This is a genomic window from Pseudomonas sp. 3-2, from assembly GCF_019710535.1.
Taxonomy (GTDB): Bacteria; Pseudomonadota; Gammaproteobacteria; order Pseudomonadales; family Pseudomonadaceae; genus Aquipseudomonas; species Aquipseudomonas pharyngis.
The window spans coordinates 860,271-877,817 of record NZ_CP081200.1 but is presented as its reverse complement, the minus strand read 5'-3'; the positions used below and the strand labels follow the sequence as shown (position 1 = coordinate 877,817).

The 17,547-nt window shown below is 57.6% G+C and carries 17 protein-coding genes and 1 other RNA gene; 4 read left to right on the top strand and 14 right to left on the bottom strand.

Annotation, left to right across the window (positions count from 1 at the left end; translation table 11 throughout):
* The first annotated feature begins 71 nt into the window (after positions 1 to 71).
* The 3 genes from K3819_RS03815 (at position 72) to K3819_RS03805 (ending at position 2,278) form a co-directional block, all read left to right on the top strand.
* A complete protein-coding gene (locus tag K3819_RS03815; RefSeq protein WP_007953788.1) occupies positions 72 to 350 on the top strand; it encodes a hypothetical protein in 279 nt (92 codons plus the stop codon).
* A 95-nt stretch (positions 351 to 445) separates the two neighbouring features.
* Positions 446 to 835: a transfer-messenger RNA gene (gene ssrA, locus K3819_RS03810) on the top strand.
* Between the two features lie 186 nt (positions 836 to 1,021).
* Positions 1,022 to 2,278 (top strand): integrase domain-containing protein, encoded by a 1,257-nt coding sequence (locus K3819_RS03805; protein ID WP_163974014.1) that lies wholly within the window; start codon positions 1,022 to 1,024, stop codon positions 2,276 to 2,278.
* 162 nt (positions 2,279 to 2,440) lie between these two features.
* On the opposite strand, the gene K3819_RS29360 is transcribed toward K3819_RS03805, so the two are convergent.
* The 12 genes from K3819_RS29360 to K3819_RS03755 form a co-directional block, all read right to left on the bottom strand.
* Positions 2,441 to 2,710 (bottom strand): hypothetical protein, encoded by a 270-nt coding sequence (locus K3819_RS29360; protein ID WP_223518197.1) that lies wholly within the window; start codon positions 2,708 to 2,710, stop codon positions 2,441 to 2,443.
* Complete coding sequence (locus tag K3819_RS03800; protein ID WP_163974013.1) at positions 2,707 to 3,687, bottom strand: integrase domain-containing protein; 981 nt, start codon at positions 3,685 to 3,687, stop codon at positions 2,707 to 2,709. Before K3819_RS03800 ends, K3819_RS29360 begins: the two co-directional genes overlap by 4 nt.
* A complete protein-coding gene (locus K3819_RS03795) occupies positions 3,671 to 4,024 on the bottom strand; it encodes a hypothetical protein (RefSeq protein ID WP_221398676.1) in 354 nt (117 codons plus the stop codon). Before K3819_RS03795 ends, K3819_RS03800 begins: the two co-directional genes overlap by 17 nt.
* Complete coding sequence (locus K3819_RS03790) at positions 4,011 to 5,417, bottom strand: YfjI family protein (protein ID WP_221398675.1); 1,407 nt, start codon at positions 5,415 to 5,417, stop codon at positions 4,011 to 4,013. The genes K3819_RS03795 and K3819_RS03790 overlap by 14 nt, the downstream gene beginning before the upstream one ends.
* Before the next feature lie 1,064 nt (positions 5,418 to 6,481).
* A complete protein-coding gene (locus K3819_RS03785; RefSeq protein ID WP_221398674.1) occupies positions 6,482 to 6,703 on the bottom strand; it encodes a LasR-specific antiactivator QslA in 222 nt (73 codons plus the stop codon).
* Positions 6,681 to 6,896, bottom strand: coding sequence for a hypothetical protein (locus K3819_RS03780; protein ID WP_221398673.1), 216 nt, complete (start codon positions 6,894 to 6,896; stop codon positions 6,681 to 6,683). The genes K3819_RS03785 and K3819_RS03780 overlap by 23 nt, the downstream gene beginning before the upstream one ends.
* Before the next feature lie 71 nt (positions 6,897 to 6,967).
* Complete coding sequence (locus K3819_RS03775) at positions 6,968 to 8,212, bottom strand: MFS transporter (RefSeq protein WP_221398672.1); 1,245 nt, start codon at positions 8,210 to 8,212, stop codon at positions 6,968 to 6,970.
* A gap of 17 nt (positions 8,213 to 8,229) precedes the next feature.
* Positions 8,230 to 8,397 (bottom strand): alpha/beta fold hydrolase, encoded by a 168-nt coding sequence (locus K3819_RS29655; RefSeq protein ID WP_409348348.1) that lies wholly within the window; start codon positions 8,395 to 8,397, stop codon positions 8,230 to 8,232.
* 75 nt (positions 8,398 to 8,472) lie between these two features.
* Positions 8,473 to 9,171, bottom strand: coding sequence for an alpha/beta fold hydrolase (locus tag K3819_RS03770; RefSeq protein WP_260329028.1), 699 nt, complete (start codon positions 9,169 to 9,171; stop codon positions 8,473 to 8,475).
* Between the two features lie 120 nt (positions 9,172 to 9,291).
* A complete protein-coding gene (locus tag K3819_RS03765; RefSeq protein WP_163974009.1) occupies positions 9,292 to 10,290 on the bottom strand; it encodes an NADPH:quinone oxidoreductase family protein in 999 nt (332 codons plus the stop codon).
* Between the two features lie 113 nt (positions 10,291 to 10,403).
* Positions 10,404 to 11,375: an alpha/beta fold hydrolase gene (locus K3819_RS03760; protein WP_163974008.1), complete on the bottom strand. Its 972-nt coding sequence runs from the start codon at positions 11,373 to 11,375 to the stop codon at positions 10,404 to 10,406.
* A gap of 71 nt (positions 11,376 to 11,446) precedes the next feature.
* On the bottom strand, positions 11,447 to 12,091 hold the full coding sequence (locus tag K3819_RS03755) for a glutathione S-transferase (RefSeq protein ID WP_221398671.1): 645 nt from the start codon (positions 12,089 to 12,091) through the stop codon (positions 11,447 to 11,449).
* Between the two features lie 125 nt (positions 12,092 to 12,216).
* Here K3819_RS03755 and K3819_RS03750 point away from each other — a divergent pair, with 125 nt between their 5' ends.
* Positions 12,217 to 12,753, top strand: a complete 537-nt coding sequence (locus tag K3819_RS03750; RefSeq protein ID WP_260329027.1) for a TetR/AcrR family transcriptional regulator — start codon at positions 12,217 to 12,219, stop codon at positions 12,751 to 12,753.
* 173 nt (positions 12,754 to 12,926) lie between these two features.
* Here K3819_RS03750 and K3819_RS03745 read toward each other — a convergent pair whose 3' ends face one another.
* Together K3819_RS03745 and K3819_RS03740 are read right to left on the bottom strand one after the other, a co-directional pair.
* Positions 12,927 to 14,345, bottom strand: a complete 1,419-nt coding sequence (locus tag K3819_RS03745; RefSeq protein ID WP_221398669.1) for an efflux transporter outer membrane subunit — start codon at positions 14,343 to 14,345, stop codon at positions 12,927 to 12,929.
* Positions 14,342 to 17,536, bottom strand: coding sequence for an efflux RND transporter permease subunit (locus K3819_RS03740; RefSeq protein ID WP_221398668.1), 3,195 nt, complete (start codon positions 17,534 to 17,536; stop codon positions 14,342 to 14,344). The genes K3819_RS03745 and K3819_RS03740 overlap by 4 nt, the downstream gene beginning before the upstream one ends.
* Positions 17,537 to 17,547 lie beyond the last annotated feature (11 nt).

Sequence of the window (17,547 nt, the reverse complement as noted above, 5' to 3'; positions counted from 1 at the left end):
GCTTGTCCTCCATTCGGTTGCCCGTCCTGACGGCCAGCGAAGTCTGGATCCCTCAGTTCAAGGAGATTCATATGAAACGTTCTGTACTGTTAGGTCTGTTCGTTACTGCCTCGATGATGGCGTCTGCTTCGTTCGCCGCCGACAAGCCCGCCGATCTGTGCGATGCCAATCTGCAAACCATCAACAACGCCAAGGCGCAGGCGATGGCATCACCCGACCTGAATCAACGGGTAGAAGCCAGTGTGCAGAAGGCCCAGGCACTCAAGGCCCAGGGCAAGATCGACGAATGCGTGGCTGAAACCCAGCAAACCATTCTGGAAATCCGCAAAACCAGCGGAACCAACAACTGATCGAAGCTCAGGCCAACCTTCGGGTTGGCCTTGTCAGCCGTTTGGCGTACACTGCGCAGGCTTGTTGCTCATAAGCCACACAGAGCGCCAGGCTCGGGGCCGTTTAGGATTCGACGCCGGTTGCGAAACTCTAGGTGCATGCCGACTTGGTAACAGAAGTCGTAAATCCACTGTTGCAACTACTTATAGTTGCCAATGACGACCAATACGGTGCTGCTCTCGCTGCTTAATTGCAGCTGACATGCACTCCTGGTACCTTCGGGTCCAGCAATCATCAGGGGATGTCTGTAAACCCAAAATGATTGTCATATAGAACAGAATCGCCGTGCAGTACGTTGTGGACGAAGCGGCTAAAACTTACACAACTCGCCCAAAGCACCCTGCCCGTCGGGTCGCTGAGGGTTAACTTAATAGACACGGCTACGCATGTAGTACCGACAGCGGAGTACTGGCGGACGGGGGTTCAAATCCCCCCGGCTCCACCACTTCAACATCTAAAGACGTCCACGGACGTCTTTTTTTGTGCCTGAAATCCAGTGAATACAGGGGTTTCAGCGCTTATGGGGGCTTTGCAGGGTTTCTGAGTTCCAGGCGCTTTGGTATCCCAGGTGGTATCCCGGACTGCCAAATGCTATTTTCAGGATACCAAAACGGTGCTGGAGGTAGCCCCCATGCCTACTAACGCAACCCGCCTCTCCGATCGCCAGCTCAAGGCAGTCAAGGCAACTGGTAAAGACTTCGTCCTCAGCGACGGCGATGGCTTGCAGCTTCGAGTACGCGCCAGCGGCTCGATGATGTGGAATTTCAATTACCGCGAGCCGTTGACCAGAAGCCGTATCAACATGGCGCTTGGTCCATACCCCGACCTCTCGCTAGCCAACGCCCGGAAGAAAGCCGCAGAGGCGCGTGAGTTACTCGCTTTGGGCATTGATCCCAAAACCCAGCGTGATGAGGTAAGGCAAGCCAAACTTGCTGAGAGTGAACACACTTTCGAGAAGGTGGCCACGGCCTGGTTCGAGCTGAAGAAAGACTCCGTAACCAAAGCCTACGCCGAAGACATTTGGAGATCGCTGACGCTTCATGTTTTCCCAAGCATGAAAACAACGCCGCTCTCTAAAATCACTGCTCCGATGGTTATCAAGATCCTTCGCCCAATCGAGGCCAAAGGAAGCCTCGAAACCGTCAAACGATTGAGCCAACGACTCAACGAGATCATGACCTACGGGGTCAATTCCGGGCTGATATTTGCGAACCCCCTCAATGGAATTCGGGCGGTGTTCAAGAAACCCAAGAAAGAGAACATGGCTGCGCTACCACCTGAGGAGCTTCCCGAGCTCATGATGGAAATCGCGAACGCCAGCATCAAGCGCACGACCCGCTGCCTGATCGAATGGCAACTGCACACGATGACCCGCCCTGCCGAAGCAGCCACCACACGATGGGCAGATATCGACTTCGACAAGCGCATTTGGACCATTCCGCCAGAGCGCATGAAAAAGCGTCGGCCGCACACAATCCCTCTTACCGATCAGGCACTGTCGTTACTGGAGACGCTCAAGCAACTCAGCGGTAACAGAGAGTACGTGTTCCCCTCAGATAGAAATCCCCGCACCCATGCCAATAGCCAGACCGCCAACATGGCGTTGAAGCGCATGGGTTTTCAGGACCGTCTAGTCAGCCACGGCTTGCGCTCGATGGCGAGCACCATCCTGAATGAGCATGGCTGGGATCCGGAGCTGATTGAGGTCGCACTGGCGCATGTCGACAAGGACGAAGTTCGTAGCGCCTACAACCGGACGGATTACATCGAACGCCGGCGTCCGATGATGGCTTGGTGGAGTGAACATATCCAGAAGGCGGCCACCGGCAGCCTGTCGGCATCGGCGATCAATCAAACCAGAGACCGCAACGTCGTACCGATTCGCTGAACATCCGAAAGGTGTGCGCCACCGGCTACGATCCGTGTCGTGTAGGGCGAAAGGAGTGACGACAGTTGCCAGATCTCTGGTATACCTGCGCTTTTTAAGCCAAGCCCCTGAGTATGGGAGGCTCCGCATTCCCATACTCAGGGGCTCACGCTTAAAGGTCTATCAGGCAACCACGACTTTTGCCTTTCTACGGCGGATCAACCCCGCTGTTAACTCGTAGTAGTAGATGGTAGCTGGAGCTGAGCATCGTAAATAGTGCTCCAGAAACCATCTCACGTGCTTTTCTCTCCAGGACCAGGGAGTCGCGCAACCCCAGCGTTCACGAATCACCTCGTGCATCCTTTCTGCTTGCCTGATGTGCCGCTGCTGCGTGGCATGTGCTCCTTTGAGCATGGGGCGCAGGAACAACGCTATGTCGAATTCGGCCGTCATCGCCGGCCTCCGATGTAGGCACTCACCACATCGATGCGGTTATGTCCCAACTCGTGGCTGATCTGCTTACGGGCTCGCTGATCGAGTGCTCGATCCTCTTGATGAACACGACCGCCATTAACGGGTGCAGGAAAGCCGATTAGTTGCTCATAGCGCTCACAGGCGTAAGCCGCCCGCAGCTCATGAAAACCTTTCAATCCATGCTTATGCAGGATGTCCCGTGCAGGTCGCACAACTGCCTGCATAAAGTCTTTGTAGCTTTCGTCGGGCGCCAACAAATTCCGGCTGCCATTGGGTGAGGTCGCGCTGGCCCAATCCAGGGCATCGCGAACTTGATCCGTGACCGTAATCCAGCGCGGTGCCGAGGCCCCTGATCGACCACCTTTGGTGCCATTCTGGATGTTGATCTTGCCCAGTCGATGAGCCTCTCGTTGCAGCCGTGGCAGGTCCGCCAAGATGGCTTCACGCAGGCGCATGCCGGTCTCCCGAGCGAGGAGCACAATGGCACTCACTCTTGCTTGCTGTCGCTCTAACAGCGCTTGCGCAATCAGCTTGACCTGCACACGGTCTTGGCCTTGCGGAGCCTCACTACGCACGCTTGAGCGCTGCAAGCCCAGCGCCTTACTCGGACTCGGGATTTTGACGTACTGATCACCGCGCAGCGCGGCCATCGTTCGGTTGACGCTGGAAAGTCGGTTCTGCGCGGTGGCAATGCCGACGTTGCCCTGATCAACCTGCTCCCGCACGTGGACGGCGTACCGCATGAGTATCTCGCGGTCGATTTGGCGCGCGTCGTTGACCCTCGGTCCTTCATCGGATCGACACCAATGCACGAACGCCTGCCAGCGATCGCTATGGGCTTTGACGGTAGCAAAATGGCCGTCGCCAAATAGATCTTTCAGTGCTTGCCGTCCAGCATAGCTAAGCTGGCGACCGAAACCGAAATTGCGCCCCGCTCGCTTACCGACCCGTGCCATTTTTCTGTTCCTGATCGACTGCAGCGAGATCATGCAAAAGGGCTCGCCAGTGCGCGCTCACGATGGGGATCTGAGCCCAATCAGTCGGGCGAAAACACAGCGTGTCGTCGGTGACGTAGAGCTGCGCGCCCTCCTCTTTCAACCTCTGAATGATGGCGGTCGTCGAGGTGATTGTTTTACGGACGGTGGCGACATCGGCGACAGCGGCGACAACCCTCGTCCTGCCTGGTTTTGAACGTGGCGACAAAGTGGCGACAGTACCGGCGACAAATCGCACTTTCGGCTCCTTTTGGCGCTGAGCCAGATGGTTGCGCAGCGCCTCATCAAGATTGCACATGGCGCACCTCGAAGGTATTCCCGTCGGTGATCAGCCACTGATGATCAATCAACTCGACCAGCAGCTTAGCTGCATGACGGCTGCTCTTACGGGCAAAGCGGGGACCGTTGCGATTCAGCTCTCGAATACTGAAGCGCTTCCAATCTTTGATCTGGAGCCAGCGCAGCAGCCGGTCCGCCTCTTCCTTTACCCGGCACACCGGTTCCTGTTCAGTCAGGCGCTGGATCTCGTTGAGGTAGTAGCCGATTAAAGCGGAGGCTCGTTGGATATGATCGACCTCCACGACACTGCTCTCCTCCACCACGGCCAAAATGCCAGCGACGCGCAGCAGGTTGTCGGCGGCTTTCGATCCGCTAGGCCGCACGCTGGCCAGCTCCCCAAATTCACCCAACTGGGCTTCGATGGCGTCATGCAAATCAATCCAGCGACGACGGGACAATGGACTGAGGTTCAACGGTGATAGCTGGAGAGCACCGTCAGCGGAAAGTGACCAAGGCTGATGAAACAGGCCCGAAAGGCGTTGGTGATATCGCTTTAGTGCGGCGTCTTTGGACAAGTCGACAGCCTGGTAGCTGCGTTGTCCAGCCAGACTCGTGGGCCAGGTCATCAGACAGCGACCGAGGATGCCTTGCCCTTGCAGCAACGGATCACTGAGTAACTGCATGGCCAAGTACGGTTGCAGCATCAGGTGCAGGCTCACGCGCCGATCGTAGGCTCGTAGGCTTTCACCGACCATGGAGCGAGCACGATCAATCGGGCTCCCGTCCCAGAGTGACGACAAGGTCGTGATCGCTTTCAAACGGTTATCGCGACTCATGGTGCTGCTACCGAGGAATTGTCCGCCCTCATCACAGAACAGCCCCATGCTGGGCAAGTCATGACAGAGCCCCTTAATTAAGGCCTCGATAGTCGGGTCTGTGGTGATCAACCGAGGTGCAGAGGGCTCCGCTTCGAGCTGCACGTCATTTGCGGAGTCGGGGTCGGCAGGATTGATACGCTGCGCCTGTCGCTGTGCGGCGCGGTACCGGGAGAGCTGTTCGCGGTAGCGCTGCCACTGTTCACGCTCCCATTGTCGTGCTGGCAGCAATGCAAACCTGTCTGCGGCGGTCTTGCGATCACCTGACGCGGCCACCGTGATCAGGTACAGCGACAAGGGGTAATTTCTTCCGTCGAGGTGTAAGCCTGCATGACCTTGAGTGGCCAGCGCTGAGGCAGCCAAGACCGATTGTGCTGCCAGTGCTTGAGGCACGCCGATCACCTCGGCCATGCGCTCGACCGCGGGACCAAGAATGCCCCCCAACGCCTGCACCGGATAAGGTTCGGCCTCCGGATTCGACTCGATTAACGGTCGAGGGGATCGTGGTAGTTCAAGCTTCGGATCTAACTGCTGCATGGGCCCTCTCCTCGGTGATTGCTGGTTGTCCTCACGTACTCCCGCCACAGCTGTTGAGTGTTATCAGGGATCAAGGCCCCTGCGACCTGTGAGGGTTGTCCACTAACGCGGGACTGGCGGCTCTTTACGACCGGGAGCTTGGGCATCTCATGATCTGGCCTCCTGAACACTTCCGAAGAAGTGGGCGGGTGGAGGCTACGCTGGCTGACGAGACCGGCGCCGCGAGATCCTGAGTCAGGTGAAGGCAGTGAGGCGATGACCGGGGCATTCCTGACTGTCAGTCAGGTGCAATCCATTCCTTGGGCTGCGACACCACCATCTGCATCGCTGTTGCTGGTGATTTCGGTGTTTGTCACGCCGATTGTCACGAGGGGGAATGCCGCAAAGCCGTGTACGAGTTGGGCTGCAGCAGCGGTAGGAGCGCCCGTCTCTTTCCAGGAGAAAGAGACGGGCGCGGATTGGCGCAGCTGAGTGTGCCGAAGGGTGAGGTTGCTGCAGCGCAGCAGGGGAAGTCCATCGTCTGCCGCAGTGGGCAGATTAAGTCGAGTAGGCATCCATCACTCTTGGGGAGTGACCGTGCGAGCCGCCGGACGCTAATCGCACTTCGGGAGATCCACCACGCAAGTGGCGTAGCCTTAAAGGTTCTGGCTACCTGGGCTGGTGCTGTCAACGACAGCGATCCGTGCGCCAATTTTTATACCCACTCGAAAAGACAGTCAAGCATTCCGGGCATTAGGGGGCAAGAAGTGGCGACTGTCGCCACTTTTGTCGCCACGCTCCAGGGCACGTCCGACGTGGGTTGTCGCCGATGTCGCCAGTGTCGCCAATTCTCTAGCCATGGCCCACGACAACCTCCGCACTGACACCGAAGCTGCGCTCGATAGAGATCGTGGGTAATTACTGATGGGGAAATGACGCTACAGCGCTAATCAAAAATTTGAAAGGGAAGGTGGAACGAGGTGGCTTCGAGAAAGAGCGAGTGAACCCTCCGATCGGCGCGATCAAAGATCGCTAGTTCGGAGGGTTTGGCGGGAAAAGCAATAACTCAAACGTCAAATACAGCCTCAAGCATCAAAGCTGGTTGATTGGGAGGTGGCGGTTTCATGCCGCATGATTAGCGTCTGCTGCAACCGCAGCAGAAAGCCGACCTCGAACGCTTCCTGTATATCACCTGAGCGATGATGCTTTCGGTTCTGCGCCAGTGCCCACCATAGCGGTAGTGATGTGCCGTCAAGCCAGGTCTCCGCACAACGAACGCCGTCCTCAATCCATTGGGCTGAATTCATTGCCCCATGGGGTTCTGATACCGGGAAAGCCTTCAGCGAACGGGACAGAGGAGTATTCGGCGATCTGTTGATGCACGCGTCGAGCCGGGATACCGGACAGATATCGGAACTCTTTACCCGCCTTGAAGTGAATCACTTTAGACATAGCCGACATCATCAACGGCAGTGGCGTTCCTTTAAAAACGAAATCCATAAATCGACTGTCATTCGCCTCTGTCAGGCATAGCCTGGCAGCTACCTTCCCTCCTGGCTTTCCTACGGGTCTCATGACTGGACAGCTGACGTGCTTATTTGATGACCACGATACGCGCGCCAATGCGTCAGGCTAGTGGTCAGAGCTACCAGTAACAGCGCGACGAGATAAACCCAGCTGGTGTCTAGCAGGCCAAAAACTCCGACTCCGAATCCGGCCATGATCGGAGGCAGGCTCAACGACAAATAACAGGCCACAAAAATCGCCGCGAAGAGCTCTGCTCGCTCATGTTCTTCGGCGAGTGGCGCCAGCGTTTGCAGAACCGCCGAGAATCCCGCTCCAGATCCAACTCCCGCGATTAGCGTGCCGATGAAAAATACTACGACCCCTCCTCCCAACAGAGACATGATCAGGACACCCAGCCCAACGACCATGGCTATAGCACCCACTGCAGCGCAAAGAGAGAGCGTGAGGAAGCGGCCCAAAGCCGCTGCTGCAATGGCTGCGGGACCGCACAGCGCAGCAACGGTAAGACCGTTGAGTCCGGCGTTGTTCACGTTGAATACTCCATAAAGAATCGAGGGCGCCAGTGACATGTACAGGCCGCACAGCGCCCAGATGGCGAGCAACAGCGGTATGCTTCGAACGTAAGCAGCCTGGGCCCTGGCACTCACCGAAATACGAGGCTTCAAGGATCCCAAAGCACCGGCACGCCGAGCCGCCGTTTCCGGGACTATCGCCACTCCAACCGCGGCAATCAAGAAAATGAACGCCAGCACCGCGAATACCATCACCTCCGGTGTGCTGAACCAGTACATCGATAACCCTGTGATTAACGATCCTGTGGCCAACCCGGCTAACGGAGCGATGCTGCTGAACAGTACCCCTACCTTCTTGTGGCTGGCAGGTGCTGCCTCGACCACCGCCGCGGACAAGGCACCACTGGCAATGCCCGTCGCCAGCCCTTGAAGACAACGCGCGGCAATAAGATGATTTATATCACTGGCATAGCCAAAAAGGATCATCGCCAGGGTCTGCAAACCAAGCGCGCCGATTACTACCGGACGTCGACCGATATGGTCCGATAACGACCCGGCGCTGAGTAGAGCGACCAACAGTGCGATGGCGTACACCGAGAACGCGACGGTCAACATCCCGGAGGAAAATCCCCAATGACGCTGAAACACCACGAACAGAGGCGAAGGTGTACTCGCAGCAAAGAAGAACGCGAAAAGCACCACGGCCAATAAGGGGAAGGCGAAGGCATCCGCCCGGTGAGCTGTCTCTCCTGTGGGGGTATTATCTCTATCCGACATGCCAATCTCCTGATGCCTCATTGCCCGGAAAAGACTTGAATAATGCGTTGGGCGATGTCGCGATGCTCTTCCTCCAGCGCGAAATGCCCGGTGTTGTAATGGTGGATCTGAGCCCTGGGTACGAACTCCTTGATGGAATCTGCGCCTCGTGGCGTAAAAATCGGGTCGCCATCTCCCCAGACCACCAACGTGGTGGGTTGAGCCTTTCGCAAGTAAGCTTGCCATTGCGGGTACAACGAGAGGTTTGATCCGATGTCGAGCTACAGATCCGTCATAGCTCGCCGTTTCTCAGGATCGCTGAGCGCAAAGGCATCGTTTGCCCACGCATCAGGATTAAGGCCATCGGGATTGCGGGCACCGTGCTGATAAAGAAACAGGTCAGTCGCCAGAACAACCCGCGCTTCGGCGGCTGAACGTTTCTCAGGCGTTTGCGGACCAACGTTTGCCTGAATCGCTTTCAGCCTCACGGGCTCCCATCCATCCAGCGTAATCGGCGTGTTCTGGATGACCATTCCGCGCACCCACTGTGGGTTACGTGTCGCCAGGCGCATTCCGACAGGGCCGCCAAAGTCCTGCATGTAGATCACCGCGCTTTTAATTCCTAACTCCCGAACCAACTCTTCCATCGATTGACCTAATGCGTCGAAAGTAAGCCGCGTCAAGGCTGCTGCGGTGGGGACGGCGCTGTTTCCCATACCGAGGTAATTAGGGGCCAGCACATGAAAAAACGGTGATAGCTCAGGGATCAGGTCGCGAAACATGTGCGAAGACGACGGAAAACCATGAAGCAGCAGAATGGTCGGTTTATGAGGATCGCCGGCCTCCCGATAAAACATATTGTTGCCAGCGACCGTGATGAACCGGTAGTGAATATCGGCTGCCGTCGCATGGCCGCCCCACGCGAGCATCAGTCCGAGCGTCAAACATCTTGCACTTGCAATGAAGCCGTGACGGCGCATAGCGCGCTCCTCTCGTGATGGGCGTATTTACTGATGAGTATGTGGCCGCCTGATCAACGCCACGGAAGGTCCTGTGTTCCTCGTTCGCAAGAAAAATCCAGGGGAATCGGCGAATCACTCTTAGAGGTTTGGATCCAGCACAATGACGCCTTGAACTTCCCTTCGCTCCAATAAGGCGTGCGCCAGCCCCGTTTCGCTCAAGGGTAACGTCGCGCCGATGACTGGTCTGATCACTCCGCCTGAAACGCAATCAGCGAGGAATTGCAAAGCCTCGCGAATCAAAGTAGGGCGCTGGAAGAACGTCGGCAGGTACATGCCGGTCAAGGTTTGCGCTTTGGCCATCAACCGACGAGGCGCCAATGCCTCGCCTGGCCCCCGCGTGGAGCCCACCACCACACAACGCCCCAGCATGGCGAGACACTCAAAACTCTGATCGAACACTTCGCCGCCGATGGTTTCGAGGATCACATCAACTCCACGCCCCTCGGTCAGTTCAAGCACCCGCTCCGGCCACTGGGGAGTGTCGTAGCTAATGGCATAGTCGGCCCCGAGGCTGCGCACGAATGCGCGTCGACTTTCAGTGCTGGCCGTACCGAAAACTGTCTGCGCGCCCATGGCTTTAGCAATCTGCACAGCCAGACTGCCAACCCCCCCGGCGGCGCCTTGGATCAAAACGCTTTCACCTGACTGTAAATGCCCGCATGTGCGTAGAGCGAGGAACGCAGTCACTCCCTGACAAGGTAAACCCGCCATGGCGACGTCGTTTGCCGACTCATCCAGCATTACCAGCATGTCAGCACCGGCAATAGTCTGCTGTGCGTATGCGCCTTTGGGCATCAAGGCCATGACCTTGCGCCCGACAACGGCAGGGTCAACGCCCGCTCCTGTTTTCGAAACGCGTCCGACCACCTGAAGTCCGGCTACATGCGGCAGCGTGACACCACCAACGCGTGTTTCGGGCCGGTTATACATACCTAACCGTTCACGAATATCCGGAAAATTCACCCCAATCGCAGAGGTGTCTATCAATACCTCTCCCGGCCCCGGCACGGGCGTTGGCAAGTCGACGTACTCGAGTACTTCGGGGCCGCCGAAGCTACGGAACTGAATCGCTTTCATAATCTGAGATCCTGGATTCTTCGCTCGTCAGATCTGTAGACGCAGGCCTGACTTGGAGCCTAATCGGTGGTGCGGCATGTACTGCCGAGCAAATCGTCAGTGCATTGTTTCGATTACTTCACCCCATTGAGAAACAGCGTGGCGTGTTTCAAAAATAGATCCGGGTATTGATAGATCGCGCCATGGTTTGAATCCGGGTAGATAACCAACTGGGCGTTGGGCAAACTCTGCTGCAAGGTCACGTCATTAACTGTGTAGAAGACAATGTCATGGCTGCCGGCGACTACCATCGTCGGTTGCTTGATGCCTTTCAGGTAGTCGTTGGCGTTGCCGGCTGGCGCTCCCCAACCAGCGATGGCGGCTGCTTGTGCGGGTGCAGTCTTGCTATCGACATCAACATCGCGATTGACCCTACGTGAGCGCAGACGGGTAAGGAATTCATGTCCGGCGGCCTGGCTTTCTACGGTCTGGGTAAAGAAAACGTCCAGCAGCAGTTCATCCGGTACGGCACGCTTTTTCGCCAGGTAGCCCTGAAATTCCGGCGTCAGCGAGTCCATACCAACTCCACCGCGAGGTGATGAACCGACCAGAATCAGGCGACGCACGAGGTTCGGATGATCAAGCGTCACTTGCTGTGCGATCAGACTGCCCATGGAAAAGCCGAGCAAGTCAGCCTTTTTCACGTTCAGTGCCTGCAGCAGGCCGGAGGCATATTTGGCCATGCCTTCGATGGTGTTCGGTACTTCACCGCTGGAACTGGCGACGCCGGCATTGTCGAAAAGGATAATTTCACGATCACGGGCAAAACCGTCGATGACTTTGGGATCCCAGCTGTCTAGGTTGCCAACGAAATGCTGGAGAAATACCAGTGGCACGCCACTGGGTTTGCCGAAGCGACGATATGCCAGGCGCGCGCCCTCGACTTCGACGAACTGGGTCGGAGCGGTTTGATGGGTGTAGCTATGTGCAGCTTTTTTTTCTGCTGGGGTGGTGCTGGCCTGAACAGTCAATGTCGAGCACGCAGTCGTCAGCGCGATGATGGCCAGGGTATAGCGCAACGCCCCTCGGGTGTTGAAAAGGGTCATATAGAGGCACCTGAAAAAGACGAGTTGGTATAAGGCCGCCCTGACTGATTGCCAGTCGGGGCGGAGCAAGATCAGGCTGGCTTTTTTACACTTGGGCGTTGCTGCACGTTTGCCTGCCAGGCCAAGAGCGCGCTGCACTGATCGGGGATGGCAATACTGGCGAAACCGGCGAAAATCAGCCCGGCAAGTACCGTGATGTCGGCCATGGAAAAATGCTCGCCAGCGATATATGGCTGGCTACGCAGGACGTGATCGAAGTAGTGCATTCCAGCGATCGCTTTGTCGCGTTGACGGTTGCCCCAATCGATACGCCCTTCCCATTCAGGACTCTTGTATGGCTGCAGAGCGGCACCGAGCCCCGGCGTGGCGTAGTGGAAGTAAAACCCCACCGGATCCGCCAGTTCGGACTCCGCGCGCTTTTGCATCATGTGGATGATGGCCTTTTCCTTCGGCGTTTTGCCGGTAAGAGTCGGGTTGCCGTCCAGGTTGTCCAGATACTCGGTGATTGCGGTACATTCGGAAATGTTGGTGCCATCATCCAGTTGCAGCACTGGGACGGTACCCAGCGGGTTGATCGCCAGGAATGCGGGTTGCTTGTGTTCCGCTGCGGGCAGGTCGATCTTGATGAACTCTATTTGCGAGTCCAGGCCTTTTTCGGCCAGAACAATACGAATGCGCAGTGGGTTAGGAAAACCGGGAATATCAAAAATCTTCATACGAGCTCCATACCTATCTATCTACCTATCGATAGGCATAAGCTACGGCAAGAACATTTTCACTGTCAACGTCTATCTATCGATAGAAAGGTAAAGTTGTGACGACGGATACGCGAGAAACGATCATGGCGGTTGCCCGAAAAATGGTGCAGACCCGAGGCTACAACGGCTTGAGCTTTCGTGAACTGGCCAAAGAGGTCGGCATCAAGAGTGCGAGCATTCACTACCACTTCCCTACCAAGGGTGACTTGGGTGCGGCTTTGGCCAAACGTTACACCGAGGATGGTCTTGAGTACCTTGATGGTTTACGCGCCCATTCCGAAGACCTGAATGTGTGGATGAAGGGTTACACCGACGTATTTCGCCTGGCACTGGTCAACGACAATCGCATGTGCCTGTGCGGGATCATGTCCGCCGAATACGATGACTTACCGCCAGAGGTGAGGATAGAGGTTGACGGCTTCACCGAACTGAATGTGCGCTGGTTGACGGAAGTGTTGTCTGTTTGCCGGCCACAGTTGAGCCTCGAGGAACGACAGCAGCAGGCGCTGGCGATCTATGCGGCTGTGGAGGGCGCTCAGCTGATCGCTCGGGGGCGTGATGACATCAGCGTTTATGACAAGACAATCGAGACGTATCGCTCGGCAGGCCTATTACCTTAAGGTGCCGCAGTTCTCGACACGCCTTGCCTGTGGAGTCCAGACCAGCAGCGAAGTGCGAGCAATCGCTGCTGGAACCGCAATGACGAACGATAAGATGAGGCAAACGCTACACGCTCTCTGAATCGCTTCTGATCTAGCGCCAGAGATTCCGCCAAGAGGGTTCGATCGGTCTATCAATAAATGCTCGCGACCCTGCCATCACCGCTGTCCCAACCTCCCCCCAACGCTTTGTAAATCGCGACTATTCCCCGGTACTCATCAATTTCACCCAGTGCTTGAGCGTCCTCGGCGTTCAGCCGTTCACGCTGTGCATCCAGCAGCACCAGATAATCCACCGTGCCTTCCTTGTACTGGATAGCCGCCAGGTCTGCCGCCGCACGGCTCGACTCACTCTGCTTGATCAACGACAGCAACCGCTGCTGACGTTTGCCGTAATCGCTGAAGGCGTTTTCCGACTCTTCCAGCGCCAGCAGCACTTGTTGTTCATAGGTGGCCAAGGCGCCTTCGGCATTGGCGTCGGCACCCCGAATGCGCGCCCGTACGCTGCCCAGGTCAAAGGCCGCCCAGGTAATGCTCGGTCCCAAGCCCCAGGCTCTGGCCGCGCTGGAGCCAATCTGCGAACCACGGCCGGCGGTGAAACCGAGGAATCCGCTCAAGCTCACCCTTGGGAACAGGTCTGCGGTGGCCACGCCAATATCTGCCGTAGCGGAAGCCAGCCTGCGCTCGGCGGCGAGCACATCGGGACGCCGGCGCAACAACTCGGAGGGATCACCGATCGGCAGTGCTTTGGCGATAGCGGGCAACTCGGCGGGGTTCAACGACACGTTCAATGTATCCGGGCGCTCACCCAAGAGTGTTGCGATGCGGTTTTTCTGCCGTACCTGCTCCGCTTGCAGTTGCGGAACAGTCGCTTCGACAGCCGCCAAACGTGCGTCTGCACGCACCACGTCGAGTTCGTTGCCCACGCCCGCGTCGCGCAGGCTGACCGTCACGGTGCGCGAGTCCTGCTGATTTTTCAGGTTCGCCAGGGCGATTTTTTCCCGCAGCTGCGCGCCGCGTAATTGGCCGTAGGCATCCACCAGCTCGGCAATCATCGTGACGCGAAGCTGATACAGGTCTGCCGCCGCAGCGTCTTCCTGGGCGTTGCTGGATTCCAGTTGGCGCTGGATCCGGCCGAAGAGATCGACTTCCCACGCCATGTCCAGGCCCAGATCGTAACGCTCGATATTAACTCGGCTGTCGGTCAGGCCCGGCACTTGCGACTTGCCCTGCTGACTGCTGACGCGGCTAGTGACGACCGGCAAATTGTCGTTGCTGATGTCGTCACGAATCGCACGGGCCGCTTTCCAGCGGGCAAACGCGACGCGCAAGTCGCGGTTGCCTTCCAGGGATTTGCTCACCAACTGGTTCAGCGTGGGGTCATCAAACTGCTGCCACCACACCGTTTCAAAACGCGATTGATTGTAGTGGCCGGCTTGCGCCGACACGATGTTGGCAGGCGCGGTGTCGGGCGTTTTGTAGTCGGGGCCCACCGTGCAGGCGGTGAGCGCGACGACCAGAAGGCTGGGTAAAAAAAGCTTCAAGGTGTTCATGAATGTGCCTCCTGATTGAGTGCGTTTGCCTGATGAGGCTTGGTGACGTTGCGCGCGTTTTTGCGCTCGATGTAGCGACGGATCAGAACGAAGAACACTGGCGTCAGCAGCAACCCGAAGAAGGTCACACCGAGCATTCCGGAGAACACCGCGACACCCATCGCGCGACGCATCTCCGAGCCGGCACCAGTGGATGTCACCAATGGAATCACACCCATGATGAAGGCGAAGGACGTCATCAGAATCGGCCGCAGACGCAGGCGGCAGGCTTCCAGCACCGCCTCCAACGGCGACATGCCCTGGTCCTGTTTGTCCTTGGCGAACTCGACGATCAGAATCGCGTTCTTGCAGGCCAGGCCGACCAGCACGATCAAGCCGATCTGGGTGAAGATGTTGTTGTCGCCCTTGGAAATGATCACTCCGGCAATCGCCGACAGCAGGGTCATCGGCACGATCAGAATCACTGCCAATGGCAGGCTCCAGCTTTCATACAGCGCAGCCAAAACCAGGAACGCCAACAGCACGCAAAGCGGGAACACCAGAAGGGCCGTGTTGCCCGACAAGATCTGCTGGTAGGTCAGGTCAGTCCACTCGTACGTCATGCCGTTGGGCAATTCTGCCTTCAGCAGTTTTTCAATGGCGGCCTGTGCCTGGCCGGAGCTGTAGCCGGGGGCTGCACTGCCGTTGATTTCTGCGGTGAGGAAACCGTTGTAGTGCGAGACCCGGTCAGGGCCTGATGTCGGGCTGACCTTGACGAACGTGGCCAGCGGGATCATCTCGCCGCGATCATTGCGCACCTTCAACTGGCCGATCTGTTCAGGCTCCTGGCGGAACTGTTGCTCGGCCTGCACATTGACCTGATAGGTCCGGCCAAAACGGTTGAAGTCGTTGGCATACAGCGAGCCCAGGTATACCTGCAAGGTGTCGAAGATATCGTTGATCTTCACGCCGTGAGTCTTGGCTTTTTCCCGGTCAATGGCGGCTTCGACCTGCGGCACGTTGACGGTGTAACTGGTGAACAGGTTGGCCAGTTCCGGAGCGCTTCGGCTCTTGGCGATGATGTTCATGGTCTCTTTATACAGCTCGTCATAGCCCAGGTTGCCGCGGTCTTCGATCTGCAGACGGAAGCCGCCGATCGTACCCAAGCCTTGCACCGGCGGTGGCGGGAATACGGCGATGTAGGCGTCCTGGATGCCACCGAACTTGGCGTTGAGCGAGGCGGAAATCGCCCCGGCGGACAAGCCGGGATCCTTGCGCTCATCGAATGGGCGCAAGCCGATAAAGGCGATGCCGGCGTTTGGGCTGTTGGTGAAACCGTTGATCGACAGGCCCGGAAAAGCCACGGCGCTATCGAAGCCCGGCTCGTTCATGGCGATGGTGCTCATGCGCCGGATCACCGATTCCGTGCGGTCGAGACTCGCGGCGTCCGGCAGTTGCGCGAAGGTCACTAGGTACTTTTTATCCTGGGTGGGCACGAAGCCGGTCGGCGTGGTGCTGAACCCCATGTAGGTCATGGCGATCAGACCGGCGTAGATCAGCAACGCCACACTGCTGCCGCGAACGATTTTGGCCACCGCAACCACATAGCCATGGCTGGCCTTTTCGAAGAAGCGGTTGAACGGTTTGAACAGCCAACCACCGAGCAAGCGGTCCAGCACTTTGGAGAAACGGTCTTTCGGCGCGCCATGGGCCTTGAGCAATACCGCGGCCAACGCCGGTGACAAGGTCAGCGAGTTGAACGCCGAGATCACCGTGGAAATGGCAATGGTCAACGCGAACTGTTTATAGAACTGCCCCGTCAGGCCCGAGATGAAAGCCGCTGGCACGAACACCGCGCACAGCACCAGCGCCGTGGCGATGATCGGCCCGGTCACTTCGCCCATGGCTTTCTTGGTCGCCTCGACCGGTTCCAGCCCGGACTCGATGTTTCGTTCGACGTTCTCCACCACCACAATCGCATCGTCGACCACGATGCCGATGGCCAGCACCAAACCGAACAACGACAGCGCATTGAGCGAGAAGCCGAGCAAGTGCATCACGGCAAACGTACCGATCAGCGACACCGGCACGGCCACCAGCGGAATGATCGAGGCGCGCCAGGTTTGCAGGAACAGAATCACCACCAGCACCACGAGGATCAGTGCTTCGAACAGCGTGTGCACCACCGCTTCAATCGAACTGCGGACGAAGATGGTCGGGTCGTAGACGATCTCGAAATCCATGCCTTCCGGGAAGTTTTTCTTCAGCTCGGCCATCTTCGCTCGCACCTGGTCGGAGATGTCGATGGCGTTGGAACCCGGACGCTGGAAGATCGGCATCGCCACCGCTTCCTGGTTATTGAGCAAAGCGCGCAAGGCGTATTGATTGGAACCCAGTTCGATCCGGGCAATGTCCTTCAAGCGCGTGATTTCGCCATTCGGGCCGCTGCGGATGATCACGTTTTCAAACTCTTCTTCGCTGACCAACCGCCCCTGCGAGTTGATCGACATCTGAAAGCTCGTGGCATTCGGCGCAGGAGGCGAACCCAGTTGCCCGGCAGCGACCTGACGGTTCTGTTCGCGCACCGCATTGACCACATCGGTGGCGGTCAGATTGCGTGACGCGGTTTTATCCGGATCGAGCCAGATACGCAGCGAGTAATCGCCGATACCGAACATCTTCACATCGCCGATGCCGTCCAGGCGCGCCAGCTCATCCTTGACGTTGAGGATCGCGTAGTTCGACAGGTAGAGCATGTCGTAACGCTTGTCCGGCGACACCAGATGCACGAGTAATGTCAGCTCGGGTGAGGCTTTGTCTACGGTGATACCGATGCGTGTCACTTCCTCGGGCAGCTTCGGTTCGGTGCGGGTCACACGGTTCTGCACCTGCACCTGGGCGTTGTCCAGGTCGGTGCCCAAGGCGAATGTCACGGTGAGGGTTAGCCGGCCATCAGCCGTGGATTGCGAGGACATATACAGCATGTTCTCGACGCCGGTGATGGCTTGCTCAAGTGGCGCGGCAACCGTTTCGCCAATGACCTTGGGGTTGGCACCCGGGTAGTTGGCGTGGACCACCACGGTGGGTGGCACCACTTCCGGATATTCGCTGATCGACAACTGGAACAGCGAGATGGCGCCGGCGATCAGGATCAGCAGCGACAGCACGGCGGCAAAAATCGGCCGCGTGATAAAGAACTGGGAGAACTTCATGTCAGTGCTCC